Source organism: Paraburkholderia oxyphila NBRC 105797, from assembly GCF_000685075.1.
Taxonomy (GTDB): domain Bacteria; phylum Pseudomonadota; class Gammaproteobacteria; order Burkholderiales; family Burkholderiaceae; genus Paraburkholderia; species Paraburkholderia oxyphila.
The window spans coordinates 1-25,058 of the sequence record NZ_BAYD01000095.1; the positions used below are offsets into that span (position 1 = coordinate 1).

23 protein-coding genes and 1 pseudogene are annotated in these 25,058 nt (G+C 62.1%); 16 read left to right on the plus strand and 8 right to left on the minus strand.

The features are described 5' to 3' along the window. Positions 1 to 8: 8 nt before the first annotated feature. Together gmtX and BO1_RS37330 are read right to left on the minus strand one after the other, a co-directional pair. Positions 9 to 746, minus strand: a complete 738-nt coding sequence (gmtX, locus tag BO1_RS59730; RefSeq protein ID WP_156992610.1) for a gamma-mobile-trio protein GmtX — start codon at positions 744 to 746, stop codon at positions 9 to 11. Between the two features lie 33 nt (positions 747 to 779). Then, positions 780 to 1,310, minus strand: a complete 531-nt coding sequence (locus tag BO1_RS37330) for a hypothetical protein (RefSeq protein ID WP_156992612.1) — start codon at positions 1,308 to 1,310, stop codon at positions 780 to 782. On the opposite strand from BO1_RS37330, the gene BO1_RS58345 reads away from it, so the two are divergent. Further along, positions 1,300 to 2,844: a VPA1269 family protein gene (locus BO1_RS58345; protein WP_156992614.1), complete on the plus strand. Its 1,545-nt coding sequence runs from the start codon at positions 1,300 to 1,302 to the stop codon at positions 2,842 to 2,844. The genes BO1_RS37330 and BO1_RS58345 overlap by 11 nt on opposite strands. A gap of 1,811 nt (positions 2,845 to 4,655) precedes the next feature. On the opposite strand, the gene BO1_RS37340 is transcribed toward BO1_RS58345, so the two are convergent. Then, positions 4,656 to 6,158, minus strand: coding sequence for a tyrosine-type recombinase/integrase (locus BO1_RS37340; RefSeq protein ID WP_028221934.1), 1,503 nt, complete (start codon positions 6,156 to 6,158; stop codon positions 4,656 to 4,658). Further along, complete coding sequence (locus BO1_RS37345; RefSeq protein WP_028221935.1) at positions 6,155 to 7,117, minus strand: DNA-binding protein; 963 nt, start codon at positions 7,115 to 7,117, stop codon at positions 6,155 to 6,157. Before BO1_RS37345 ends, BO1_RS37340 begins: the two co-directional genes overlap by 4 nt. A 285-nt stretch (positions 7,118 to 7,402) precedes the next feature. Between BO1_RS37345 and BO1_RS54370 the strand changes: the two genes are divergently transcribed. The 5 genes from BO1_RS54370 (at position 7,403) to BO1_RS37370 (ending at position 10,859) form a co-directional block, all read left to right on the plus strand. Further along, on the plus strand, positions 7,403 to 7,897 hold the full coding sequence (locus BO1_RS54370) for an HAD domain-containing protein (protein WP_043288212.1): 495 nt from the start codon (positions 7,403 to 7,405) through the stop codon (positions 7,895 to 7,897). Next, a complete protein-coding gene (locus tag BO1_RS37355) occupies positions 7,894 to 8,412 on the plus strand; it encodes a 3'-5' exonuclease family protein (RefSeq protein ID WP_028221936.1) in 519 nt (172 codons plus the stop codon). Before BO1_RS54370 ends, BO1_RS37355 begins: the two co-directional genes overlap by 4 nt. A 95-nt stretch (positions 8,413 to 8,507) precedes the next feature. After that, the gene (locus BO1_RS37360; protein WP_028221937.1) at positions 8,508 to 9,089 is read left to right on the plus strand and encodes a helix-turn-helix domain-containing protein; all 582 of its coding nucleotides are present in this window, start codon (positions 8,508 to 8,510) and stop codon (positions 9,087 to 9,089) included. 367 nt (positions 9,090 to 9,456) lie between these two features. Continuing rightward, positions 9,457 to 10,176, plus strand: coding sequence for a hypothetical protein (locus BO1_RS60645; protein WP_063744743.1), 720 nt, complete (start codon positions 9,457 to 9,459; stop codon positions 10,174 to 10,176). A gap of 17 nt (positions 10,177 to 10,193) precedes the next feature. Further along, positions 10,194 to 10,859 carry a hypothetical protein gene (locus tag BO1_RS37370; RefSeq protein ID WP_245643998.1) on the plus strand — a complete coding sequence of 222 codons (666 nt, stop codon included), beginning with the start codon at positions 10,194 to 10,196 and terminating at the stop codon, positions 10,857 to 10,859. A 166-nt stretch (positions 10,860 to 11,025) separates the two neighbouring features. Here the strand turns inward: BO1_RS37370 and BO1_RS54380 are convergent, their stop codons facing one another. Continuing rightward, complete coding sequence (locus BO1_RS54380; protein WP_052409739.1) at positions 11,026 to 11,457, minus strand: hypothetical protein; 432 nt, start codon at positions 11,455 to 11,457, stop codon at positions 11,026 to 11,028. Between the two features lie 270 nt (positions 11,458 to 11,727). Next, positions 11,728 to 12,177 carry a hypothetical protein gene (locus BO1_RS54385; protein ID WP_156992616.1) on the minus strand — a complete coding sequence of 150 codons (450 nt, stop codon included), beginning with the start codon at positions 12,175 to 12,177 and terminating at the stop codon, positions 11,728 to 11,730. Positions 12,178 to 12,633: 456 nt separating this feature from the next. Between BO1_RS54385 and BO1_RS37385 the strand changes: the two genes are divergently transcribed. The 5 genes and pseudogenes from BO1_RS37385 to BO1_RS37410 all read left to right on the plus strand — a co-directional run bounded on the left by BO1_RS37385 (position 12,634) and on the right by BO1_RS37410 (position 16,982). Further along, positions 12,634 to 13,323: a hypothetical protein gene (locus tag BO1_RS37385; RefSeq protein ID WP_028221939.1), complete on the plus strand. Its 690-nt coding sequence runs from the start codon at positions 12,634 to 12,636 to the stop codon at positions 13,321 to 13,323. A gap of 761 nt (positions 13,324 to 14,084) precedes the next feature. Next, entirely contained in the window at positions 14,085 to 14,879 is a 795-nt protein-coding gene (locus BO1_RS37395) for a TIR domain-containing protein (protein WP_028221940.1), read from the plus strand. 55 nt (positions 14,880 to 14,934) lie between these two features. After that, a complete protein-coding gene (locus BO1_RS37400; protein WP_028221941.1) occupies positions 14,935 to 15,402 on the plus strand; it encodes a hypothetical protein in 468 nt (155 codons plus the stop codon). 778 nt (positions 15,403 to 16,180) lie between these two features. Further along, positions 16,181 to 16,603: pseudogene (locus BO1_RS37405) on the plus strand (MFS transporter); the annotation flags it as partial. A gap of 133 nt (positions 16,604 to 16,736) precedes the next feature. Then, positions 16,737 to 16,982, plus strand: coding sequence for a hypothetical protein (locus BO1_RS37410; protein ID WP_028221943.1), 246 nt, complete (start codon positions 16,737 to 16,739; stop codon positions 16,980 to 16,982). A gap of 139 nt (positions 16,983 to 17,121) precedes the next feature. On the opposite strand, the gene BO1_RS37415 is transcribed toward BO1_RS37410, so the two are convergent. Next, positions 17,122 to 18,120 (minus strand): D-2-hydroxyacid dehydrogenase, encoded by a 999-nt coding sequence (locus tag BO1_RS37415; RefSeq protein ID WP_028221944.1) that lies wholly within the window; start codon positions 18,118 to 18,120, stop codon positions 17,122 to 17,124. 302 nt (positions 18,121 to 18,422) lie between these two features. On the opposite strand from BO1_RS37415, the gene BO1_RS37420 reads away from it, so the two are divergent. From BO1_RS37420 to BO1_RS37435, 4 genes are all read left to right on the plus strand, one after another. Beyond that, on the plus strand, positions 18,423 to 19,613 hold the full coding sequence (locus BO1_RS37420; protein ID WP_028221945.1) for a CaiB/BaiF CoA transferase family protein: 1,191 nt from the start codon (positions 18,423 to 18,425) through the stop codon (positions 19,611 to 19,613). 15 nt (positions 19,614 to 19,628) lie between these two features. Continuing rightward, a complete protein-coding gene (locus tag BO1_RS37425; RefSeq protein ID WP_043288216.1) occupies positions 19,629 to 20,606 on the plus strand; it encodes a hydroxymethylglutaryl-CoA lyase in 978 nt (325 codons plus the stop codon). Positions 20,607 to 20,616: 10 nt separating this feature from the next. Further along, positions 20,617 to 21,000 (plus strand): VOC family protein, encoded by a 384-nt coding sequence (locus BO1_RS37430; RefSeq protein ID WP_028221947.1) that lies wholly within the window; start codon positions 20,617 to 20,619, stop codon positions 20,998 to 21,000. A gap of 276 nt (positions 21,001 to 21,276) precedes the next feature. Next, positions 21,277 to 22,176, plus strand: coding sequence for a LysR family transcriptional regulator (locus BO1_RS37435; protein ID WP_028221948.1), 900 nt, complete (start codon positions 21,277 to 21,279; stop codon positions 22,174 to 22,176). Between the two features lie 84 nt (positions 22,177 to 22,260). On the opposite strand, the gene BO1_RS37440 is transcribed toward BO1_RS37435, so the two are convergent. Next, the gene (locus tag BO1_RS37440; protein WP_028221949.1) at positions 22,261 to 23,709 is read right to left on the minus strand and encodes an MFS transporter; all 1,449 of its coding nucleotides are present in this window, start codon (positions 23,707 to 23,709) and stop codon (positions 22,261 to 22,263) included. A 287-nt stretch (positions 23,710 to 23,996) separates the two neighbouring features. Between BO1_RS37440 and BO1_RS54390 the strand changes: the two genes are divergently transcribed. Further along, entirely contained in the window at positions 23,997 to 24,992 is a 996-nt protein-coding gene (locus BO1_RS54390; protein WP_043288218.1) for a LysR family transcriptional regulator, read from the plus strand. Positions 24,993 to 25,058 lie beyond the last annotated feature (66 nt).

Below are 25,058 nucleotides of genomic sequence, written 5' to 3' on the forward strand. Positions count from 1 at the left end.
TATCTTGGTTAGCCACTGCGCTCGGGTAGCCCAACTGCTCGTCGTAATGCGTGGACAAAGCCGACCCGCGCGAGCCGTCGTCCGCTTCGGCCGAATAATTCGCCGGTCGCTTCATTGACACAGAATCCTTCTGCGTCGAAGGCCTCTATAAACTTACGTATCGCGTCTTGTTCGCCGGCAGTGAAATTGATCCCTGTGGGGCGCTTCGCCTCTTTTAGAAGCTCGGCCAACTGCTCCAAGCTTTCGATTTTATGCTGGGCGAGAGCCGCAGTGATCGGGCCGAGTGCTTCCACTCGTCGCATTCCAGCCCTCAAAGTTGAGACCTGGTTTTTTAATGATTGCAGTTCGGCCACTAACAACTGCACCTCTGCTCGCGCCATGGGATCCGATATCCGCGATAGAAGATCTTCTTTTTCTGAGTTCGGACGCTTCCGTTCGCTGCGGAGAGCCTGAGCGGCTTTGGCAAGAGTTATCAGCTTCGCATAGCCGCCCCGGTCGTTAGCTATCGACTGAGCCTGCGGTCCGCCCCAAGTATCTACGCAGAGCTTGCCAACAGCGGCCGTCGTCACCAGAGCATCGGCGCGGTCAAGCGTTGTAATCGCCCATCCAATACGATCCAGCGTGGACTGTGCCTTTTCAGTGCTTTTCTCGCCCCTAAGTTGCTCAAAGAATGCGGTCACAGTAGCCCACCGAGGCTCCTCGCGAAAGGTAATTTTCGACAGTTCGGGATTCCGATATTTTTTCACGATTGTGTTCCCATACGATTTGCGTGACGTCTCTCAGCTACCTGGGAGAAGGCCGGCCTGCGAATGGGATTGGGAAGCCAGTGAGATGGACGACCGTGGTACAAACCTTACGGGTTGTCCAAGTATTGTTTCGATTCCCTCTTGAATGCGTTCAATGCCGAAGGTCCGAAGTGAACGCGTTCCGTCGGCGATGCTATCGAGAATTTCGTCGCCGGCAAGTTCACCAAGAAATCTGCCAAAGGCATTGCCGGCCCTGTTGGCTTCTTCCGCAGGAAGCCGAAATAGCATCGCCTCAAATCCTTCTCTTTCCAGTAATTGATCAAGAAAGAGATTCCGCTTGAAGGTCGCAGATTTGCAGTCAATTTCAGGAAAAATCTCAATGCTGCGACTAAGGAAATCTAACATTCTGAAGTCGGTAACTTCAGTCAACGATGCCGTTACTTCGTTACGACCGCCCGGCGAGACCATGGAGAAAATTTGATCGTCTCCAGCCTTGTATTGGTTATCGGCTAGCTGGAGACTTGCCATCGCGAGCCGATAACGGGCTTGGAGCGTGCTGATCATCGAATCGATCTCGGCTTCTGTAGCGTCGATGGAATGCTCCACCGCTTCCCGCTTACCCTGGTTCATCCTTTGCGAAATGCGTCATCACGGCCTGCTGCTCTCAACCATAGGCTACGCTGCACAAGTTTTACCGCATCCGTTCGGCAAAACGCACTCCTCGAAACTCCTCGACAGGTTCACTCCGTTCGAACTCAGACTGGCGGAAAAAGAAGGAATAAGAAAGATGGACATGCTGGAGCTGCTGCTCTGTATGAGTCCCATTCACAACCTCTCCGATTTTCCAATTGACGATTTCAAGAAGACGCTTCTCGCAATGATGGAGCAGTTTCCGGAGGTCGATAGTGACCAACAGAAATTTCTTGGGTCCGTGCGCCGCCTTGCACGCGCACTTGACCGCGTGGCGCTCGAAGAGCGCAATCCTTATCATCCATTGGCCCGAGTTCAATTCGAACAGGTTTCGCTGGACGGAGGTTGGCGCAAGAAGGGAATGAGAGAAGACCCGCTTACTATGGCAATCAACCCTATCGTACTCAAATGGGGACGCTCGTTCCGCAAGTGGATTGACTCACAGCATTGGAAGGCACCCGGCAGTAAAACAGAGAGTTGCCGGGCAATATTGCACTATCTTGAGTGCCAGTCTGACCCACCCGAAATACACGCGGAGGATTTGCGCCGAAGGATGTTCGGGGCCGAGAACCGCCTCTATAATTGGCTCTGCAACAATGGGGCATCGTCTGGTGCGCGGCAAAGCATGCAAACCATCTTTAGTTTTTTTGCCTGGTACGGCGAACAAAATCCGGAGTTCGTCACACCACTTCGAAAATCGGAACTTCCTCCAGCGCCCAGTCGTTCCTCGAAGACCAACAAGGCACTCATTCCGCGCACTATTCTCGAAGAAGCCAAGAGAATCTGTCGCGAACTCATTGAGGTAACACTTTCCGGACAAACCGAGCTTCCGAATACCTTCCGATGTGTCAAGCAATTTAAGAACGTCTTGTCTTGTAATTTTGCCGAGCCAGGAGTTGGACTCGTCACCAAGTTGGTACCGGTACTCCCTGTACTCATGTACACGTTATTAACCCTTCCGATCAGGAGTATCCAGGCACGACTGCTGGATAGCGGAGAAGCCGACGATGAGTTCCCGATCGCCCCACCCGCCGATGCTCCGATCGGACAGCGTATTGAGTGGATATCTAACACGAGTCCGCTTGCAAGAAAAAAACGTGCCGAAGGATGGCTTCGACGCATGCACGACACCTCAGTTTCAAAAGATTACCTCGGATTCTGGATCAATTCGAACAAAACAAGTGCGGTGGGACGTGGCGAAGCTAAAGATTACGGATACCAAATTCCATGGCAACACGACGAACTCATCGGCATCTTGATGCGGCTTCGCGACTGGCAGATGTCAAATAATCCGATCGAAACTCTGAGCTCTCGGGGGGATCTGTCTGAAAGAACTTTACGCCCGACGGCGGCCCTTGCGAAATTGATGCCTCCATCGGTCGCCCCTCTCCCGTTCCTGAGAGGCTAACAAAGTAATAAGGATGGTTTGTCCGCTTGGGGCGGACTAGCTTGATATAGACTTGGTGCAACTGCCAGAAGAGGCGTCCGACCTCCGGATTGCGCCAATAGATTCGGGTCCGTGGACCGGTGAACCGCGTCTGTTCGTCTAATAACATTGATTTCCAACCTGCAAACAGCGGATCAGTAATCGACAAGCAATTGCGTGGGACAAGCTGATACCGCGCACGGAGATACTCGCTCCGTCGGGACTGCTCCCGATTCACCGGTCCAGTTTCCGGGTGATATAGGAATACCAATGCGCTACCAGGTTGTGCAGGGTCTGGCACGACATCCGACAAAAAAAGGTGTAATGGTTCGGATTTTCGGAGTCCCCCATACATCAGCAGAAGAAAGTAAAGTGTATCGCGCACCGTGTGAGGACAAATGCCGCGGATAAGATCGCGCTGCCGCCGCGAAATGAGTCCTTTTGCGAAGAACGCGACTTCCAAGGCCTTAGGAAAAGGAATGGGTCGGCCTCGCCCACGCCCCTGCGCGATTTGTCGTTCAAAAGGTGTGAATGAAGGTGGGTCAGGCTCATCGGTCTGATCCTTCAGGTGAGCCAGCATCGAGGTATTGCGTCGGATGGCGGATGCAAAATTCTTCCTCAGCCAATTGATTCGGCGTTTTGTCTTGGGATTGAGCGTGACGAGCGATCCCTCTTCTTCCAGGAAGCCGCCGAATGTTCGGATTGCATCAAGCATCCTTTTTGTCTGGTCGGCGCTGGCTGGTAACCAGTACAGCCCTTTGGGATCTGATCCATCAAGTCGTATGGTGCCTTTCAGAAGGGCTACGATAAAGTCAGCGATTAGAGCGTCTGCAGAACTTTGGGACACAAGTCCCCGTGCGCTCCCTGTAACCGCATAGAACTCGTAGAGCCGTCCCACCGCCTGTGCATGCAGGTGCTGCCATGTGCCGGATCTGCCTCGATATGCGGGTCGCATGAGAAAGCTGTAGAATTCGTAGCAGATCTCTCCGTCAGGAAAGAAGATCAATGGCAACGACGACCCGAGGGGACTTGCTACCGGCAGCCACGCGAGTGTCGTGCGCTGTAGAGCGTTCATGCGCTATCAGTTCTGAAATTTTGCGATCTTTGACGTGTCATAGTGAGGCGATTGAGACTTCTCGCGTCGCCAGCCGTGCGAAGTGACGGCAAACTATTCATACGTACGTGAACTACGATGACATTGGTGTGTCGCCAAAGGTGCTAGAGTTAGCGCCCACGTTCGAAATATGTCTGCTTGCTGACTTCTGGGAACTGTTTATCCGGTTTATCCAGAACTGGTTTTCGCGCGTGAGAGCTGTTCGCGACTCTGACGCTGGCATTGTCCTCAAGGCGAGCGAATTAACCCGGAGCACAGTCTGGACCACCTGGGAGGTCATTTCGGGCGGTACGCATCAAGGGGGACGCATCCAACCGGCTATCCTCTGGTCCGAGTATCCGGAGATTTATCCGGTTCGCAAGAACTTTATGGCGTCCATCGATGGTGACATTCGTTGGCTCTCCTGTGAATGCTTCCTGCATTGGCAGACAGCCACCAACCTCAGATTTAAGAAAGGGGGCGGACGCGGGCGTGGCCGTTCGCGCTCCTGTCAAAGATTCGAAAGATACACTGTGCGGCCGCGTCCTGGTTTGCTCGTGTGAATTCTGGTTGCGACGGCACATGGGCGCTTTGTGTCGGATTTCAAGAAGAGCAAATACTGACGATCTGTCATCCTAAAATTTTGCTTCAGGTTGAAGTGGTGGATGAAGCCAAAGCAGATACATGCTTCGCATGATCGCTACGATATCTTTCCTGGAAAACTCTCCTCCACAAACGCGCGCAGCTGCGTGGTGTCGGTCCGCGCATAGGCCGCCGTGGTCTGCACCGAGGCGTGACCGAGCAGCGCCTGGGCCACCGGCAGCGGCACGCGATTGTCGACGACCAGGGTGCGCGCATAGCCGTGCCGCAGCCAGTGCGTGGAAGCCGCGTCGAGCGCGGCGCGCATCGCGGTCTCCTGTGAAGGCAGCCGCGCGGCGGCCAGCGCAAACACTGCCCGCACCTCGTCGTACAGGCCGCTCGCACCCAGCGCGCGGCCGCGTTCGCTGTGGATGAGCGGTAACCGCTCGCCGGGCGGTGGATCGGCAGGCAGGCCGCGCAAGCACCGGTAGGCGCGCAGCGCTGGGAGGCAGGTTGACGGCAGGGGAATTGCGCGCTGCTTGCTGCCCTTGCCGACCACGTGCAACGTCCACTGTCGGGCCTCGTCCACGTCGATGCGCGGCAGCGCGAGCGCCTCATGCCACACCAGTTCGGCGAGCCGGATGCCGGCAAAGCGGTACAGCGCCCAGATCGCGCGGCGCCTGGCCCAGACCGTTGCCGGGACGTTTTCCGGTGCGTCGGCGGCCGCGATGGCATCGCAGTGGGCGAGGGCGGTGGCGGGCAGGAACCGCACCGGCGTCCACGTCATGCGGGCGCGCCGCCCGGCCGCCAGTCCCTCGGCCGGATTGACCGTCAGATACCCGGTGCGGTGCCACCACGCAAACAGGCTCGAGACCACGGCGAGCGCACGGGAGACGGTCGCCGGCGCGGCGCGCGTGCGCTTGCCGGTGGTGTCCTGTCGGGGCGCCTGCAGGGCGTCACGGTACGCCATCAGGTCCTGGCGGGTGAGGTCCGAGAAGGGCCCCAGGCGTTCGCGTGTGCACCAGCCCGCGAGCCGCCGCAGCTCGGTGACGTAGGCGCGCAGCGTGTGCGGCGAGTGCGACGCCCGCTCGCGCAGGAAGAGGCGTATCGCCTGCGCGTCATCGGCGACGCCCAGCGTGTTGGTGAGCGCTGTGGCATTCGCGAAGCGCCCGGCGCGGGCGAGCCACGCGCGATCGCCGCCGGCGGCCAGTACCACACCGTCTTCGGTGGCCGCGGGTGGAGCCGTCAGTACGGTATCCGGTACATCGTCGGGCGACGCCAGCCGGAAGCGCCGCCGGTGCTGCCGCAGGGTCTGCTCGAGCACGGTGGCGGCTGAAGGGGCCGAACTTTCCGGCACCACGCGCAGGCGCCCGCGCGCCCAGTACTCGATGATGGCGTCGTGTTCGAGCAGCAGGGCGAACACGGCGGGGTGCTCCCGTTTGGCGTCGGCGAGCGACGGGCAGCCCCGCTTGAGCGCCGTGAGCGTCCAGCGCACGTAGACCGGGTGGCCGAGCGCGTGAGAGAGGTATGCCAGCGCCGCTTCGGTCGCGTCCGGCAGGCGCTGCGGGGGCCGGCAGCCGGTATCGAGCCAGTGGGACAGACTGGACGGATGGGACGGCTTCATCGCGCTTTCCGCGTGGACGTGCCGGCGGCCGCCTTTGTCGCTTGGACCGCGCGGGCCGCGCTGTGCGCCGGACGCCGTGCGCCCGCAGTCTGCTGCTTCGCCGTCGCGGTGCCGACACGCGCCAGCGTCTGTCGCTGCGCGTCCACCACCGTGGTGAGCGCCGCCGCTTCGGCGGCGGCGTGCTGCCGGGCGTTGCGCTCGTCTCCCAGTTCGGTCAGCAGCCGCTCGCGCAGCGCCTCGAGCGCGGCGAGCCGCTCGCCCGCGCGCACGAGCTCCGCCTCGAGGCGCTGCCGTTCGGTCTGGAACGTTTCGCGCTGATGCGCGGTTTCGCGCAGCAGCTGTTTCGAGAGGCCGTCGTAGCGGGCGCGCTCGGCGGCGAGCGCCCCGGCATGTTCACGGACGGCCCCGGCTGCGGCCGTCTCTGCGGCGGCCAGCCGGGACTGCAGTTGCCCACTGGCCGATTCCAGCGCCTGGGCGCGCTCGGCGAGCGCACGGCTTTCGAGCCGCAGGGTGAGCAGGGCGTCGTCGCGCGCGGTGAGCTGGGCGCGGAGGTCGGCGAGCTCGGTGCGCAGCAGCTCCGTGCGCAGCTCCGCCTCGTGCCGCGCGGCATCCGCGGCTGCCTTGACCTGTTCGGCCTGCTGCCGCAGGTGCACGACGCCGTCCAGCTGCGTGGCGACGGCCGCTTCCCACAGCGCGCGCATCTGCGCGGCGATTTCGGGCGGCAGGTCGGGCACAGCGAAGCCGGTGAGGCCCGCCTGCACGAGCTCGGCCTCGATGGCGTTGAGGTGCCGCGACAGCATCGCCGGGTCGCCGGCGCCCAGGCGCGCGCGCAGCTTGCGCACCGAGACGATCTTGCGGAAACGCGCGTCGGAAGCGGGGGCGGGGTCGCCCGCCTCGGCCAGCATCGCGAGGACGGTGGTGCGGATGGTGTCGGCGGAGACGGCGGCGGGGCGGGCCATGGTGGGCTCCAGCGAAGGATTCCACGTGCCGCGCGGCGGAAAGTCCCGCCACGCGGGGCGCAGGGCGCATTTTCCAGTCTAGTTCACGCACAGGCCGAACGTTAGATGACCCGTTTTCGGGCAATGAAAACCGCGTGTGCCGCGATAATCCGCCGCTTATCACGGCGAGGCCACATGCCGCGATCGCTGGAAAATTGACGTTGGGTTACCCCTGGACACTTTACGCAAGTGATCGATTTTCGATCAAGAAACGCAGCAACCTCGACACCTCCTGAGATCCTGGCGATGACTAACCTGGTGCTGTTTCTGGATTTTGACGGCGTACTGCATCCGTACGATGAGCCTGCACTCGACGAAAACTTTCGCCTGATACAGAACCCGGATCTCTTCAAGTGGCGCCCAGTCCTTGAGCAGTTGCTCGAGCCTTTTCCTGATGTACGGATCGTGGTTAGCTCGGACTGGCGAAGATTGTTCGGCGATGCAGCCCTTATTGAGTTGCTGGGCCCGCTAGGAGAACGGTTTGCCGGTGTCGTGGAGGGTTATGGCCCGACGCGGGCCGTTGAAATCCTGACGGAGGTGCAGCGCAGGTCGATTGCTCACTGGCTGGCACTGGATGATCATCCGAGCGTTGTCGCGGCGGCGAGGGAGAATTCGCGCTTCATCGTCTGCTCCGGACAGACCGGTGTGGCATCAATTGACGTGCAACAGGCACTTCGTCAAGCGCTGGGAGTCGTTCAGGAGCCAGGTGAACCCAGCGCCCGGAGGCACGCTCAGTCATGACGGATACCCGCTTTCACGGCGCGCTGGTCTGGCCGGTCCCGCCCGAGGCTGGCAGCGGCTGGAACAACCGCTACTTCCTCGACACCGAGTTCACGGACTTCCAGCGCTGCCAGCTGATCAGCATCGCCATCGTGGGCGAGAGCGGCTATGAGTTCTACGGCGAGCGCACCGACTACGATGCGGCGCTGTGCAGCGACTTCGTCCGCGCGGTGGTGCTGCCGCAGCTCGGCCGCTTCGAGGAGCGGGCCATGCCGTTTGTCCGGCTGCGCGAGGCGCTGCAGGCGTGGCTTGTCGACATCCCGGCGACGTCCGGCCCGGTGCTCTGCTACGACTATGAAACGGACCTGAACCTGCTGCGGTTCCTGCTTGCTGGTCCGCTGCCGCGCGGCTGGACGCTCGAGAACGTCGCGGGCCGGTGCGACAGGGAGCGGCGCGCCGCGTACTTCGCCCGGCATGGCGGCGAGCACCACGCGCTGCATGATGCGCGGGCGAATGCGTACGCCTTTGCCGGCTGAATGCGGCGGACATGTCCGCGGGAAAGCCGCGTTCTTGCGGTCGGTCGCATGCAGTCTTTCGATGAACTTTGCAGGTATTCAGGCAGGAGACGAGGATGACCAGAGGCCGTGTATGGATTCCGCGACCCGATGCACCGCAGATTGCGCAGCGCCTGCGTGAGCGCCGAAGGTCGACGGGACTGACCCAGGCCGAACTTGCGGCCAGGGCGGATCTGGCGCACTCGACCTTCGTGCACTGGGAAAAGGGCAGGTTGCCCGACACCCTGGCGACGGCGACAGTGAACGCGCTCGAAGCAGCCCTGCGGGTTCCGCCAGGGTGGCTCATGAGTCACGAAGCGCCGCCGTTGCCGGATCCCGCCGTCCTCATGGACGACGCAGCTGCCTGTACACAGGCCGGGCCCGGCGGGCTTCCGGAGCGCATTCCTGCGGCCTGCTGCGAGGCAGTCGGCCCGCCCGCCGCGCGGCTGCGGGCGGAACTTGGGCTGTCGGTCGCGGAAGTCGCGCGGGCCTGCGGGGTGTCGCGCCCCACGCTGTTGCAGTGGGAGCGGGGCGCATTTCCGAAAGCGCTCACGGGGCGGCAACTTTGTGCCTGGGCGCGTGCACTCCGGCTTGTGCCGGGTCAGCTGCTGGCGCTGCCGGCCTCGCATCCTCGGGCGCACGATGGCAGCGCCACGTGAGCGCATTGAACGGCCGTCGATGTCTTGCCTGCATTGGTCGCTTCCTTTCGCGACACCTGTCTGGATCCGCCCTCATGAGCGGCAATGACGAAGCGGTCCCCGTCACACCGGATGTGCCTGTGCCATCGGGCGCAGCCTGGCCAAAGCGCCCTGTGCGGACGCGTCAATCGCCGGGCCCCGCGCCAGTAAATGGCCACAATGGCCAGGGGTTCGCCGCGCGTCTGGCCGACAGCGCCGGGTCTCACCGGAGCGCCTGTCCGGTCGCGCCACGGGGCACACAGGTGCCTGTCCTCACGGGCGCTCTCACGCCTGTCTGGAATTTTGCGGACGGGGTCCGCGGCACGACGAGCTACGAAAAGGGATAGCCATGCGCGAATACCGGGACAGGGTCATTGAGGAACTCGCGGTCTGCACATGCGACCGCTGTGGCCGGCGCATGACGCCCGACGAGCCAGCCGAGTGGTACGAAAGGGTGTCGCTCGGCTGGCGCTGCGGCTTCGATTCAGTTTTCGGCGATGGCGCACGTGTCAGTCTGGACCTGTGCCAGGGCTGTGTGCGGGACACGCTGGGCCAGTGGCTGTGCATCGATCCTCAGGATGCGTCCACCGACCATGCCAGCCTGCGCGGGCTTGCGGCGCTCACGCCGGTCCGGGCACAGCAGGTGAGCGCCAACGGCCTACTGACGACACTGAAAGGCGTGGTGCAGCACGAGGGTCAGGGCGCAGGCACGCAGTCGATGAATGCCGCGATCGCTGCCGCGGCGGCGGACGCTGGGGCCGGTAAACAACAATTGCCTGACGCCATGCAGCCGGCGCCGGAATTTCACTGGAACTACCGGGTCATGGAGTTTCATGAGGGTGGTGAGACGTGGAGGGAATTCCGGGAGGTGTATTACCGGAATGGCGAGCCGGAAGGCTACTCGTCCGTGTGTGCCAGCCCGTGCTGGGATGAAGACGACGAGGCAGCCAGACGGATTCTGGACCGGATGCGGGACGCCCTGGCCAGGCCAATCCTGCGTCCGGGGGATTTTCGCCGCCGTGACGCGGAGGGGGAAGCAGGCAATGACGGTGTGCGAACAGGATCGTGAGTGGATGCCGCGACCCGATGCACCACAGATTGCACCGTGCCGGCGTGAACGCGGCGGGGGCCTTCGGGCTGATCCCGGTCGGACTTGCGGCCAGGGTCAGGCGGGTGCACCCGACCCGCGTTCACCGGGAAAAGGGCAGGCTGCCCGCCCCCCTTGCAACAGCTGGGGGGAACGCGCTGGAAGCGGCGCCGCAGGTGGGGTCACGGTGGGGTTATCAAAAGGAGAGGGAGAGGCGGATGCTTCGAGTCACCATTGAGTTGCTGCCCGGTGGGCGGGAAAGCGGAAAGAGTGTCATCGCGACGGCGGATATCGCGCGGGTGAGCGACGCGCCGTTCGGGGCACGCGCGGATTACGGCGTCGTCCTGAAAGATGCGGTGCTTGGCGAGATCGGCGGGCGCGCCGTGGTGCGCAGCTATCCGCGATGGGCGACCAGTGTGTGGGACCTCGTTGCGCGTGGCATTGCCGCTGCGCTGAATCAGGATACCGAATCGTTGCCACCGCGACCGGTGAAGCCGGAGGTGACGGTTCATACGAACGAAGCAGGCTTTCGCTACGTGCGTCTGGATGAAATCCCCGAGCCGACCCGGACATTCTTCGACCGGAAGCTTGCCGGCTCGGGCATTCCCGATCACGGTTGCGCCTACGCGCACGACTGGTTCGACTTTCTCAACGGCCAGCGCTGAAGTCAGTCAGGGCGCAACGCTCACGTGACGCGCGGGTTGGGCCTGCGTGTGCCGGGTTCCGCCGGTTGAAATACGGGGAGAGCCGACGTGCATGCCCCGGCGACGTTTTTCATCAGGCGGATGCGGGCATGAATGAACCGGGCAGTGCGGCATGGTGTGTGCAGAACTACCCATGCACCGGGCCCACCACATGATCCTTTGCGGCGGCCACGACTGCCGCGGCGTCCGACGCCAGGACCTCGCGAGGACGCCTGCCATGCAGCATGCTGCAGGTCGACTCGAACCAGGAGGCCATCCGGAACGGGTGGTAGCCCGCACAAACGCGCAGAATCTCTGCGACCTCAGGGATCGGGTGGCCGGTGTCGTCAAAGAGGTAGGCGGGGTACAAGGTCTGGCCAGCCAGTTCGATGGCGAAAATTCTGGCGTCCTGCGTCCACCGGCTCGCCACTTCAGACGGATTGGCGGCTTCCGGGGCGTGCCGCTCGCCGACCGTTTGCGCCGTCATCCATTCCGTTCCGTTCATCACCGCTGCAACGGCCGCCGATAACGGATCGACGCTACGCTTGTCAGTCTGATCGATACCGCGATGTGAGTTCATGCCAGATCCTTCATGAGTTGCAGGTGGCCGGGCGGACCCTGCAGCACGCGGCCGGCGGAGCGGACCTTGAGACCGGATCCCGCCAGGACGAACCTCTGTCACCGCTGAGTACTTCCGGCCAGGACCGGCGCACGTTCAGGCAGCGGATTTGCTGTATGGAGGGTCCGCTCACCGCTTTCGTCAAGCGGCGCGGTGACGTGCTCCGTCGTCGTCTGCGAAGAACGCTGGCGTTGGCTTGTCCAGAACTCACATGCTGTTCGATGTCACGGGTCAACCCTTCATCGGGTGGCCTGGGCATCGGGTTTGCCGCCAGTCCGCGCCGATCGTTTCTCCGGGGTGGCCACATATTTCGCACAACCGGCCGCTCATCATCTCGGCCAGTTCAATGATGGCGCGCTGTTGCGCGTCGGCGCCGGAGACACTGAAGCGCAGCGTCCCGAACTTCTCCTTGACCTGCGCCACGACGACCTGCGGCGCACCGGACCGGGTAGTGAGCTGCAGCTTCGCGCACAGCACATCGATCAGATCGAACCAGCCGTCTCCGCACTCGAATCCCCACAGGGAGAATACCGTTGGCATGGCATCCAGAGCGTCGGTGACGGGCGGATTGACAGCGAAGATGAGCGGGTACTTTTCCCGCAGGATATTCGATAACTCCTCGCGCACCGCTTTTTTCTCCCGTCCCAGTTTTGTTGCTGCAGCGACAGAATCGATTGTCACATAGTGCCGCGTCCGGCGGGACTCGGCTGTCGAACGCGGTACGGCGCCGGGCGGCGGAGAACAGCCGAACGGCAGCGTCCTGCATCAGCGAATTCACACTCCCGACACGAAACGGCCGGTCGACCCATTGCAACATGTAGGGCGGCTTTCAAGGTCACTGCGTCCCTCGACTGGGCACACCGCTCGCCCCCTACTCATGTCTCATGCGGCAGGCATAACCGACCCGGGGGAGCCCGTCGCATGAAGAATTCGATGTTTCCAGGTTCTGCCTAAAAGCGGTCATTCGGAGACGTCACGCCGACGGTCGCAGTGCGTCGGCGATACGCGCTGCGCCAGAAATGCGGTGCTACGAACAGACGGCTGACCATTTCTGTGGTCATGATTTGGTGTGGCACGGGCGGCTTGTTGCTGACCGCTCGTTCAACACATGCCAAATGGCTTCATGAGGGCGCCGCCATGCTTGCTAGCGCCGCGATGTTGCGGAGGAGTGCACCCACATCCCTCTTTGGATTCGGCGCCATCTGCCGCGCGGCCGTGATGGTTGCCATGATGGCAAGCGGACCCTCCAGTTCTGTCTGGGCACAAACCCCAGCGACGACGAATCCTGTCGCGCCGGTTCCCACTTACCGGGTCGGCGACCGGTGGGTCCTTGTGTATGGCAAAACCGCGATCGAGTCTACGGTCACGTCGGTCACCGACACGCAGACGATATTTGCCGAAACCAAAAATTGGGGCACGCCTTACGAACTGGCTTTTGATGCGCAAGGCAATCTGCTTCGATCCGGCGACACCAGCTATGAGCCGTGTCTGTGTTCACTGAGCTTCCCGATGTCGGTGGGCAAGAGCTGGTATGCCCGATGGACTGTCCGAAACCCATCCGGCAGCCACCAGGTTGAAGCGCACGTCTCCGTTGAAGCGTTTGAACGTGTGAAGGTGCGGGCTGGCGAATTTGACGCCTTCAGGCTTGTCATGCACGGCATCTCAACGTATCAGGGAGTCAGTCTGTTTAATGTACCGTGGGATGCGACCTTCTGGTATGCGCCCGCGGTCAAACGGGTCGTGAAATCAGAGTCTGTGTCGTACGTGCGCTATCAGGGTTCAAGGACCGAGAAGTTCGAACTGTACGACTTTTCACTTGCACCCTGATGTGCGGGCGGTGTTTCCGCGAATCTCCATAAGAGCTCATCTCGGCACAGATCGACCACGCCGTGCGGCCTTCTCCGACGCCTGCCTTTACGCGCCGGAGGATAGCCATGAGTCGGGCATCGCGCTGACGACCAGCTGGCGTGAGCTGATTTCTAGCCTATGGCAGAATTATGAATGACCTCGAATGCCGGCAAAGGCCGCATTGAGCACTTTGTCTGACCGTCAGCTTCCGAGGGCTCTACGGCCGGTCCAAAGGCCCGTTTCACCGCTCGGAGAACGGCAGGTTGTGGCCGGTTCACCCGCTGAGCTAGGACGCCACAAAGCTGCCGCTCGTGGCCGGGAATGGGTTGAACGGCAGCTAACGGAGAAAGCCGGCGAGCGCGCGCGATCGGCCATGAAGCGTCATTAGCCAATCGTGTCGTTCGGTCGTTCAGACGACTGCTTCGCTCAGCATACGGCCATTCAATCGCTGACAGAGAATAATTGCTGATGCCAACGTTCGATTGACCCGTACGCCGAGATTGTCTGAGCCAGCGTTTCCGGCAAACCCTGCCCCGGGAGCGACGATTCCGCATCCAGCTCGGCGGTTCACATGGAGATCGGCACGTGGATCAAATCGGCATCGGCATGAACAACGAACAAGCTCCACGAGTGGCGGCAGCAGCATCGAATCTGCTCTCGGAAGCGTGAGGTGGAATCCGTCAGCCAAGGGCGAGAAATTCCCGGTAACATGCCATCAACAAACCAACATGGGGCTGGGAATGGATGACGTTGGAACTGCTATGGCAAAGCTTGCCGGCATTCGCAAAGCTGTCGCCGCCGCTTTGGATGAGAAGATTCTGACAAGAAGTCGTGAGGCGGACCCGCGCAGGAATTTTGATCCAGACGCGGTAGGCTACCATTTTAAGCAGACCGCGAATCTGGTAAACCGACTGCGTGAGTTGCTTCCAAACCTCTATTTAGACCTCCAGCAGATCGCTACGGAGCCAACGTCTGAGGTGGTAATGCTAGGGAAGTCAAACGAGACTCGACTTTTCTATGGGCGAGAACAACTTGAGCGGCTCGGCCGCGACATAGATCAGGTGCTAGAGATTCGTGCGAACAGCGAACTCTCGCAGCCAGCGGCCCGAGCCGCTAAAGAACTCAGGCGGATCTTCGTCTCCCACGGTCGATCAAACGACTGGCGCGAAGTTCAAGCGTATATCGAGAAGGATATTGGTCTTGCAACGCTGGAACTAGCGCAAGAGGCAAGTGCTGGGCAAACGATCATTGAGAAGTTGGAGAGTAACGCTGCTGCTTGCGACGGCGCAGTGATTGTCATGACAGGCGATGATATGGACGACGAGGGCAAGGCGCGTGTGCGCGAGAACGTCATGCACGAGATAGGATATTTCCAAGCAAAGTACGGCCGCTCTCGCGTCTGCGTTCTGCATGAAGATGGTGTCACCATCCCCACAAACCTAGGCGGCGTGGTCTATGTGCCGTTCCCCAAAGGTAGCGTCGGCGCTTCATTCGGTGTGCTCGTTCGCGAGTTGAAGGTCATGTACAAGCTTTGATGAACTCCATTCGGATGTCGCTTCCGGCGTCGATCATAATCTGGACGCACGCACAATGAAGTTGTACTTGATCGGAACAGCTCATTCCTTTCAAAAGAGGCTGCGCTGCGCGCCATCGGCGTGCAGCGATGAGTTCAAGAACTTTGTGGTCTATGCGGCGGTTTGCCACTCCGTCAGGACCATTGGTGAAGAACTGAGCAAGTCCGTTCTTGGTACCGATGTAATTTCTCTGTGCGCCGAGGTCGCCGGGGAGTTATCGATTTCGCATCTGTACTGCGACCCCGACAATGCCGAGCGAGTCGCGGCCGGTCTTCCGGTTGAGGATTGTCCATCCACTTGGGGACCGCGTGAAGAAGAATGGCTGGCAAGGTTGGATATAAACGAGTTCCCGGTCTTGTTCGTTTGCGGGGCTAACCACGTGGACTCGTTCGCGGAGAAATGCCGAGCACGGGGAATCGCCGTTGAAGTACTGAAGCATGACTGGGAACCGTCGGTTTCCGTAGACGGAAACACGATAATCTGACCGCCCTTGGGCGTTTTCCCTCGTCGAGATTGAGCATTTGCTGCCGTGGTATTTGCGTAGTATTGGCAAAAATTATTCTTTGAATATTAAAAGAAGTCAATTAATTTGATGGCTTATTGATGAGTGAACGGGAGTGAAGGTAGGAATCCAAAAATATAAATTGCAAATCGATTGCTTGATGAGTTGCTGCTGTCAGCAATCGGCCACATTGCTGACGTTCCTCCCGGCCCGCCCCAATGTCGGCTAAGGCCGAATTGCGCGCGTAGCGCGTCCGTCAGGTTACGGCGTCATGCCGGTCGATCGGGCGAGCGAGGCCGTGGGGCCGGTTGACGGGTGTCCCGCTGTCAGGGGGCGAGGGCACTGCTGGCCGTGAGAAGGGGCGTTATCACGGCCGGAGTTGGAGTCGAGCGAGGAAGAACGGGTGACGCTCGCGCTTCAAAAAACCATTCGGAGCGGAGGTGCCGTTTGTGAAGGGGACGTTATCGTGCTGATGTGAGTATTAATGTGATGAATGTGATTCGCCTAAGGTGCGCCACTTATCCGCGGCATGATCTTGTAGTCGCACGCTGACTTCGTCGGTCCGCCCGAAATGCGCACCGACTCAATTCTGAGCAAAACATTACAAAATGTAATTTCTCGGGCCGCGGTTTCACATCATGAAATGATGTGAAAAATCTACCCCAACCCCAATCACAAAAGCTAGTCAGTTCACTTCGTGAACAGATATAGATAAACCGGTGCAGCAGTCCTAAAAGTATCAATCTAACACCCCCCACAATCGCCCGTGATGGGCGCGTTGTCCGATCGCATCGGACGCCTGCGCATCATGCTCACCACGTCGGTTTTGCTGGCGGCGCTCACGTACCCCATGTTTGCACTGCTCAAGGCGCATCCGACGCTCGGATGGCTGCTCGTGCTGCAGGGGGCGGCGGGCATCTTCAAGGCCGCCTATTCGGGCCCGATGCCCGCGTTGATGTCCGAGATCTTTCCGGTGCGGATGCGCTCGGCCGGATTGTCGATCGCGTATAGCCTCGGCGTGACGCTGTTCGGCGGTTTCGCGCCCACTATCGCCGAGCTGCTGATTCACTGGACCGGCGATACGCTGGCCCCCGCCTATTACGTTTCGCTTGCAGCGGTTGTTTCGGGCATATCGCTGTCTATCGTGGGCTGGCGCATGCGCCAGCCATCACATGCCCATTGAATGCAATACAAAAATTCTTTTTTTGCCACGCGTGCCCGCGTCACTGAACGGATTGCGAAGCAGTGCTATATTCCCGATTTCGTCGCAATTTAGCGATGAAATGTTTACGTTTTGACAGGTAGCGGAGAGTGTAATGGCGATCGAATACCGAGGCTTTCAAATCAATGTCGATACGAAAGCGGACGCGACGGACACGCAATGGCTGTGCCGCGCGGAAATCAACGGGGCAGAGGATGAAGTGCGCGGCGTCGCACTGCCTGGCGTGGAGCTTGTGTTTCCCAAACTCAAGATCGACGTGCTGATGGTGGTCAGCATGGTGGAGCACAAGGCGCGTCAATCCGTCGATGAATGGTTTGCAGCGCAGCCGGCAATGGCGTGAGCGTCATGACGGAGATTGGCTTTCAAGTCTGAAAGACTGGGAGCCATTGCAGGGGCCCACAAGGGCCCCTTGTCATTTGTGTCGCGGCAACAGCTCGTCATCTGTCGCTTGTTTCCGGCAGGAAACGCCGGTTTCGTGATCAGTGCGGCCGCACGATATTACGTGGCTGGCCGGCGTAAAAGCCGGCGATGTTGTCGATCAGTTGATCGGCGAGCGCCTGGGTGGCCTCGTCACTGGCCCATGCCACGTGGGGCGTGAGGATGAAACCCGGGTGCGCGAGTATCGCCTGAAACGGGTGCGTGGCCGGCAGTGGTTCCTCCGACACGACATCGAAACCTGCCCCCGAAATTTGACCGGACTGCAGCGCCTGCACTAGCGCCGCTTCATCCACGAGCCCGCCGCGTGCGGTATTGATGAGCAGCGGGCGGCGCGCCATGCGCGCGAACGCGTCCGCATCGATCAGGTGGCGCGTCGCGGGCGTGAGCGGGCAGTGCAGCGAGACGATGTCGCTGTGCGCGAGCAGCGCGTCGAGCGGCATGCACTCGTCGTCCGAGTCTGTGCCACTCTCGTGATCCTTCTGCGTCTCATGAGCGGCGAATACCACGCGCAGTCCCAGCGCGCGCCCCATGGCGGCCGTCGCGCGCCCGAGCGCGCCGGCGCCGATGATTCCCAGCGTCGAGCCGGCCAGGTTGCGGATCGGAAAATCGAAAAAACAGAACTGACCCGATTCGAGCCAACGCCCGGCGCGCACGGCCTCGCGATAGTCCAGCAGACTGCGTCGCAGCGCGAAGATCAGCGCGAACGCATGTTCCGGCACCGTGTGCACCGCATAGTCGCGGATATTGCTGACGATGACACCGCGTGCCGCACAGGCCTGCAGGTCGATGTTGTCCGTTCCGGTGGCGGCCACCGCGATCATGCGCAGCCGGGGTGCCGCTGCGAGCGCCGCCGCCGTGATGGGTGTCTTGTTGGTGATGACGATCTCGGCGTCGCCAATGCGCTGCGCGACTTCGGCGGGTGCCGTGCGCTCGAACGTATGCAGGACATGCTCGAACGGCAAGGGACGCAACCGCGTTTGCGGCGGGAGCGTAGCGCGGTCGAGGAAGACGATCTGGGTTGGCGCGGCGGAGCGGGTCATGGGCGGACGCGAAAAAAATGAGCGGGAGCGGAAACGCGCGAAACAAACGGCGCGCTGGGCCTTGGCGTACGACGAGGCCGCATTGTGGAGCGCGCCGGGCCCACGCGGCTTGCTCATTGCGACACTCGACTTTCCGATGAGGAAATAGGCGGCCCCCGTTCCCGCTACGCGCGCCATGCGGGACGGCTCGGCGCCGCCCAGCCTTTCCATTTGATCAAGCCAGATTGAGCAACCGTCGATTATCAACGCGCACGATCGGGCTCATCATGGTGTCCAGAGTCGAAACCATTCTGGAGACAGCCATGTCACGTCCCCTCACCGGCATCCGCGTGCTGGAACTCGGGCAGCTCATCGCAGGCCCGTTCGCCGGGAAAATGCTCGCCGAATTCGGCGCGAGCGTCATCAAGGTCGAGCCGCCGGGCACCGGCGATCCGTTGCGCAAATGGCGCCTGCTGCATGAAGGCACTTCGGTCTGGTGGGCCGCGCAGTCACGCAACAAGCAGTCGCTCACGCTCGATCTGCGCTCGCCCGAAGGTCAGGACGTGATTCGCCGTCTCGTATCGGAAACCGATGTGCTGATCGAGAATTTTCGTCCCGGCACGCTCGAAGGCTGGGGGCTCGGCTGGGAAGCGCTCAGCGCGATCAATCCGGGACTGATCATGCTGCGCGTCTCCGGCTACGGACAGACCGGGCCCTATCGCGACCGGCCCGGCTTCGGCGTGGTCGCCGAGGCGATGGGTGGCCTGCGTCACCTGAGCGGCGAGCCGGGGCGTACGCCGGTGCGCGTGGGCATTTCGATCGGCGATTCGCTTTCGGCGCTGCACGGCGTGATCGGCGTGCTGCTTGCGCTGCGCCAACGCGAGCAGCACGGCGGCAAGGGCCAGGTCGTGGACGTCGCGCTCTACGAGTCCGTCTTCAACATGATGGAGAGCCTGTTGCCCGAGTATTCGGTGTTCGGCGCGGTGCGCCAGCCGGCCGGCAGCAGCCTGCCCGGGATTGCGCCGAGCAATGCGTACCGCTGCAGTGACGGCAAGTACGCGCTGATCGCGGGCAACGGTGACAGCATCTTCCGCCGCTTGATGGAGTTGATCGAGCGGCCGGACCTCGGCAGCGATCTGGCGCTCGCACAGAACGACGGGCGCGTGGCCCAGGTCGAGCGCATCGATGTGGCGATTGGCGACTGGTGCGCGCGCCACACGCTCGACGAGGTGCTTGCCGCGCTCAACGAAGCGCGCATTCCGGCAGGGCGCATCTATGACGTCGCGGACATTGCCGCCGACCCGCACTATCAGGCACGCGAGATGATCGTCGAAGACACGCTGCCCGACGGCACGCCGGTGAGCGTACCCGGCATCGTGCCGAAGCTGAACGCCACGCCTGGCGTCATCGAGCGTAGCGCGCCCACGCTCGGCGAGCACACGGACGCCGTGCTCGAATCCATTGGCGTGGATGCCGCGACGCGTGAAGCATGGCGTGCACGCGGTGTGATCTGAACGGAGACGAAGGCAATGACACAAGAGACCAAACAGGCCACCCAGGCGAAGCGCCTGTATCTGAACGAAGTCGCCACGCGCGATGGCTTCCAGAATGAAGCGGCGTTCATCGACACCGACGACAAGATCGCGCTCATCGACCAGTTGAGCGCATGCGGCTACGCGAAGATCGAAGTGACTTCGTTCACCTCGCCGAAGGCGATACCCGCGCTGCGCGACGCCGAGGCCGTGATGCACGGCATCGCGCGCGCGCCGGGCGTCGTCTACACGGTGCTGGTGCCCAACGTGCGCGGCGCGGAGCGTGCGCTGTCGTGCAACGTCGGTGAGGTGAACCTCGTGATGTCGGTGAGCGAAAGCCACAATCGCACGAACCTGCGCATGACGCGCGAGCAGTCGTTCGCACAGCTATCCGATGTGATCGAGGCCGTGCGCGGCACCGGCGTGGCCATCAACGTGTCGCTTTCCACGGCGATGGGGTGTCCGATGGAGGGCGACGTGCCCACTGCAACGGTGCTCGAATGGATGCAGCGCTTCGCGGAGCGCGGCGTGAACGGCTTTACCCTTTGCGACACAACCGGCATGGCGCATCCGGCCCAGGTTCGCGCACTGTGCGCCCGCGCGAGCGAGGCGTTCGGCGCACTGGAACTCACGCTGCATTTCCACAATACTCGCGGCATGGCGCTCGCGAACACGCTTGCCGCGCTCGATGCGGGTATCGTGCGTTTTGACGCCTCGCTCGGCGGCCTGGGCGGGTGTCCCTACGCGCCGGGCGCGACCGGCAATGTCTGCACCGAAGAGCTCGTTCACATGCTCGAACTGGACGGCTACGACACGGGCGTGGATCTTGCGGCCGTACTCGAGGCAGCCGCGCGTCTGCCGGCGCTGATCGGGCACGACGTGCCGAGCCAGATCCTCAAGGCCGGCCGCCGAATGGACCTTCATCCGTTGCCCGCCGGCGCGCAGGACATGCCGGAGCAACGCGCATTTCTTTAAGGAGCGAAGCATGGCACTGATCGATCACCTCGACCATCTGGTGGTGACCTGCGTGGACCCCGAGGCCACGAAGCATTTCTACACCGAGGTACTGCAGATGCAGCTCGAGACATTTGGCGCGGGCCGGATCGCGTTTCGCTTCGGCAACCAGAAGATCAATCTGCACGTGCGCGGCTCGGAGTTCGAGCCGAAGGCGCATGTGCCGGCGCCGGGCGCGCTCGATTTGTGCTTCATCGCAGCGGTGCCGCTCGACGACGTGATCGCGCATCTGGGCAAGTTCGACTGGCCGATTGTCCTGGGGCCGGTCGAGCGCACGGGGGCGACGCAGAAGATCCGCTCGGTCTACGTGCGCGACCCGGATCTGAATCTCATCGAGATCTCGGAGCTGATCTGACGATCCGGCACGCGACGTTTCCGATCGGGGAATAACTTTTCTCGTTTTCTCGATCGGTGCCTCGCCGCATTGCGCGGGGCTTGTCGCTTTCGTTGCCCGCACAAAGACGCGCCGTGTGCGCGTCTTTTTCATTCTCCGCCGGCCTGCGGTCCTTCACGACACCGCTTTGCGCATCTGGACGCGATGGCCGCATACCCTGCGGCCGGCTACTTTCGCGCGCGTCACGGATGCCGCACAATGGCCACTTCAAACGGCTTTTCCTCCAGCGTATCCACCATGGTCAATCCGCTTCATTTCGATCTGCAGTCGCTGCGGGTCTTTCTGCTCGTCGCGGAGCATGGCAGCCTGACCAAGGCGGCCGAGCATGGCCAGCTCACGCTTTCCGCGGTCAGCAAACGCATCGCGGAGCTCGAAAGCGTCACGGACTGCGCGCTTTTCATCCGGCGCGCGCGCGGCGTGGAGCTGACGCCGGCCGGTCTCGCCTTGCTCGAGCATGCGAGTCGTGTCATCGACCAGGTCAACCGCATGGCGAACGAAATGGGCGACTACGCCGCCGGCGTGCGCGGGCACGTTCGCATGTGGGCCAATACCTCGGCGATCGTGCAGTTCCTGCCCGTTGATCTCGCGGGCTTTCTCAACGGCCATCCGGGCATCAAGGTGAGTCTCGAAGAGCGCCTGAGCCACGAGATCGTGGAGGCGCTCGGCTCGGGCAAAGCCGACATTGGCGTGTTCGCCGAGAACGTGCCCGCGCAGGGCATCGAGCGGCGTCTCTACAGGCGCGACGAACTGGTGCTGCTCGTGCCGCAGGGGCATCGTTTCGCGCAGCAGGACATCATCCGCTTCGCGGATACGCTCGACGAAGATTACGTGGGCTTGAGCGATGGCAGTTCGTTGCTCGCGCGCATGACCGATGCGGCGTTCGCCGTCGAGCGTTCGCTCAAGTTGCGCATTCAGGCGTCGAACTTCGATGGCGTGTGCCGCATGATCGAGGCGGGCCTGGGCATCGGCGTCCTGCCGCGCGATTCGGTCAGCGACGAGCGCGGCAAGATCGGTGTTTCCAAAGTGAAACTCAGTGATGCGTGGGCGACGCGCACGCTCTGGGTCGGGGTGAAGGCGGGCAGTGCGTTGAGTTCCGATGTCCTGAGCCTGTTCGACTATATGTCGGCGCGCACCTAGCGCGCACTTGAAACGCACGCGGGCCGTGGCCACGCGAGGCGTGGCGCACGGCCCATGACACGGGAGCGGCGGCAGGTGTGAGCGTCAGACAGGATTGATCTCGTCCTGGCTGCGCCGCGTGGTGAGCGGCCCGAGCGTTCGCAGCGTGACGGCGACAATGGCGAGGGCGGCGGAAATCACGCCGAACATCGCGAGCGGGCCGTGCTGGTTGAGCACGGGCAGCAGAATGAACGGCAGGGCGCCACTGACGAAACGCGAGAGCGAGTAGGTGCTGCCGATTGCCGTCGAGCGCACGCTGGCGGGAAAGATCTCAGCCTGGTAGACGTGGTAGGCGTTGCTGAACACATTCGACGCGCACGTGGTCAGGACACCGAACAAGACGATCAGGCCGATGTGGTTCGAATAGGCGAAGCCGAGGCCGAACAGGGCGATTGCAACGAGCGAGGCGATCACGAGCGTGCGCCGCTCGATCCAGTTGAGCAGCGGCACGGAGAGCAACGAGCCGATGGGGTAGCCGAGAAACGAGAGCGCGACGAAGAGCGTGCTGCCCGTCACGTCGAAGCCGCGGCTCTTCACCACGACGCCGGCGAGCGTGCCGAAGCCGTAATAGCCGAAGCCCTGGAACAGGTGGAAGATGGTGAGCATCAGGTAGCGCTTGCCGTACGGTGCACGGCGCAGCAGGGCGATGCGCTCGCGCAGCAGCAGCGGGTGCTTGCGTTCGCCGGATTCCGCAAAGGCGGCGGGCATGGCGACGCCCGCGCTTTGCGCGAACCGGCGCAGCGTGGCATGCGCCTCCTCCACGCGCCCTTGCGCGAGCAGCCAGCGCGGGCTTTCGGGAAGGCGATGCTTCACGGTCAGCACGAAGACGGCGCCCAGTCCGCCGATCGCGAGGATCACGCGCCAGCCCGTGATCGCGCCCACATGCAGCGGATTGAGCCAGACGGCGAGAAAGCCCACGAGCGGCACGGCCACATACGAAGTGGTATAGGCCCACGCCGCAAGGCGCCCACGGCGGTCTTTCGGCAGGATCTCGGAGAGGTAGCTGTCGGCGACCGGATAGATCGCACCCACGCCTACGCCCGTGAGAAAGCGGCAGGCGACGAGCATGATGGCGTTGACCGAAAACGCGCCGATCAACGAGAACGCGCTGTACCAGACGAGCGTGAGCAGAAACGCGCGGCGCCGGCCAATACGGTCAGCGAGGCTGCCGAGGCAAAGCGACCCGAAGAACATGCCGATGAACGCCGAAGCGAGCAGCAGCTTGAACGCGGTGCTGTGGCCGTCGAGACCATACTCGTTTTGCAGCGCTGAGCCGATCGAGCTGACGAGAAAGATTTCGTACATGTCGAAGAACAGGCCAATCCCCACGACCCACACCACGAAGCGGTGCAGCGCGCCCACGGGCATCTCGTCCATGAAGCTGCCGAGCGTCGTTGCCGCGCGGTCGAGCGCTTCGCGCTGGCCGCCGGCGAGCGGAGCGAGCGAGCTATCGCGGGCCGAGGGCCCGCCCAGATCCAAAGGTTGGCTGTTCATCGTGTCTCCAGATATCGGTATGCCGCGGCTATGCCAGCGGTCGATCTCGCTGCGGAGCAGGGCCGTGTGAGCCGCTGTCCGTGGCGGGGTACGCCGCATGGAACCCGCAGGGCGCAGGGAATGGGCGCTGAGGCCAAGTGTGGGAGATTTTTGCCAGCACGAAAATTGCGGATGCCTCAAGCATGCTTTCCCGCGGAGAAAGGCTCGCCACGGTTTGGCATTGAGCGATGCCACAATCGCCACTAGACTGATAGAAACCACTTAACAATCAATCACCCGGCTCGCCGATGGAACCTTCACTCCTGCCGTCTCTCGCGTGGTTTGCCCATATTGCTCATCACCGCAGCTTCACGAAGGCGGCGGCGGAGATGGGCGTGTCGCGCGCCGCCCTGTCCCAGAACCTGAAGGCGCTGGAGCAGCAATTGAACGTCCGGCTGCTCTATCGCACCACGCGCGACATGTCGCTCACCGAAGAGGGGCAGCGCCTGCTCGATGAGCTTCAGCCGGCGCTGGGCTCCATCGAGCGCGCGGTGCGCAACGTGGGCGAAGCGCACGCGGAACCCTCGGGCCTGCTGCGCGTGAACACCTCGCGCATTGCCGCGAAAATGTTGGTCGAGCCGCATCTGGCCGAGTTTTTCGCGCGCTATCCGAAGCTGAAGCTGGAACTCGTAATGGACGATGGGCTCGCCAATATCGTGGCGGACGGCTGCGATGCCGGCATTCGGCCGGGCGAGAGCCTCGCGGGACACATGATTGCCGTGCCCATCACGCCGATGCTGGAAATGGCCGTGGCGGCCGCGCCGGACTATTTCGCGCGCCATGGCACGCCCGTCACGCCCGCCGATCTGGTCCAGCACAATTGCCTCTGCTATCGGCAAACGTCGAGCGGCGCGATCTTCCGCTGGGAATTCACGACGCCCGACGCAGAGGGCCGCCCCTTCGTGGTCGAGCCGCAGGGCGCGTTCACCACCAATGATGACGACGGCATGATCTGCGCCGCGCTTCAGGGCGTCGGCCTCATTCAGCACATGGAGATCGCCGTGCGGCAGCACCTGGCCGAAGGCACGCTGGTGCGGGTTTTGCAGCCGTGGTGCAAGCCGTTTCCGGGCTTTTACTTCTACGCGCCTTCACGCGAGCGGATGCCCGCCAAGGTCAGGGCGTTGATGGCGTTTCTCATCGAAAAGCGCGAGCTGATGTCTGCGGCTCAGGCCGGGGTGCGGGCGGGCACGGCCAAGGGTAAAAGCCACAAGCGGGCGCCCAGGCCGCCTCGTCGGCCCGATTAATTCGTCATGCAGATTAATTGACGGATGAAAGGCATCGCCATCGCTCTGGGTGACCCGTTACTCGCG

Bases quoted from the DNA above. Each gene is read 5' to 3' on its own strand.
- BO1_RS54370 (WP_043288212.1), top strand. From the start codon at position 7,403: ATGACTAACCTGGTGCTGTTTCTGGATTTTGACGGCGTACTGCATCCG.
- BO1_RS37340 (WP_028221934.1), bottom strand. From the start codon at position 6,158: ATGAAGCCGTCCCATCCGTCCAGTCTGTCCCACTGGCTCGATACCGGC.
- BO1_RS37360 (WP_028221937.1), top strand. From the start codon at position 8,508: ATGACCAGAGGCCGTGTATGGATTCCGCGACCCGATGCACCGCAGATT.
- BO1_RS37370 (WP_245643998.1), top strand. From the start codon at position 10,194: ATGCACCACAGATTGCACCGTGCCGGCGTGAACGCGGCGGGGGCCTTC.
- BO1_RS37355 (WP_028221936.1), top strand. From the start codon at position 7,894: ATGACGGATACCCGCTTTCACGGCGCGCTGGTCTGGCCGGTCCCGCCC.
- BO1_RS37430 (WP_028221947.1), top strand. From the start codon at position 20,617: ATGGCACTGATCGATCACCTCGACCATCTGGTGGTGACCTGCGTGGAC.
- BO1_RS37395 (WP_028221940.1), top strand. From the start codon at position 14,085: ATGGATGACGTTGGAACTGCTATGGCAAAGCTTGCCGGCATTCGCAAA.
- BO1_RS37435 (WP_028221948.1), top strand. From the start codon at position 21,277: ATGGTCAATCCGCTTCATTTCGATCTGCAGTCGCTGCGGGTCTTTCTG.
- BO1_RS37345 (WP_028221935.1), bottom strand. From the start codon at position 7,117: ATGGCCCGCCCCGCCGCCGTCTCCGCCGACACCATCCGCACCACCGTC.
- BO1_RS37440 (WP_028221949.1), bottom strand. From the start codon at position 23,709: ATGAACAGCCAACCTTTGGATCTGGGCGGGCCCTCGGCCCGCGATAGC.
- BO1_RS37385 (WP_028221939.1), top strand. From the start codon at position 12,634: ATGCTTGCTAGCGCCGCGATGTTGCGGAGGAGTGCACCCACATCCCTC.
- BO1_RS37410 (WP_028221943.1), top strand. From the start codon at position 16,737: ATGGCGATCGAATACCGAGGCTTTCAAATCAATGTCGATACGAAAGCG.
- BO1_RS37425 (WP_043288216.1), top strand. From the start codon at position 19,629: ATGACACAAGAGACCAAACAGGCCACCCAGGCGAAGCGCCTGTATCTG.
- BO1_RS54390 (WP_043288218.1), top strand. From the start codon at position 23,997: ATGGAACCTTCACTCCTGCCGTCTCTCGCGTGGTTTGCCCATATTGCT.
- BO1_RS37330 (WP_156992612.1), bottom strand. From the start codon at position 1,310: ATGATCAGCACGCTCCAAGCCCGTTATCGGCTCGCGATGGCAAGTCTC.
- BO1_RS37415 (WP_028221944.1), bottom strand. From the start codon at position 18,120: ATGACCCGCTCCGCCGCGCCAACCCAGATCGTCTTCCTCGACCGCGCT.
- BO1_RS37400 (WP_028221941.1), top strand. From the start codon at position 14,935: ATGAAGTTGTACTTGATCGGAACAGCTCATTCCTTTCAAAAGAGGCTG.
- BO1_RS54380 (WP_052409739.1), bottom strand. From the start codon at position 11,457: ATGAACTCACATCGCGGTATCGATCAGACTGACAAGCGTAGCGTCGAT.
- BO1_RS60645 (WP_063744743.1), top strand. From the start codon at position 9,457: ATGCGCGAATACCGGGACAGGGTCATTGAGGAACTCGCGGTCTGCACA.
- BO1_RS37420 (WP_028221945.1), top strand. From the start codon at position 18,423: ATGTCACGTCCCCTCACCGGCATCCGCGTGCTGGAACTCGGGCAGCTC.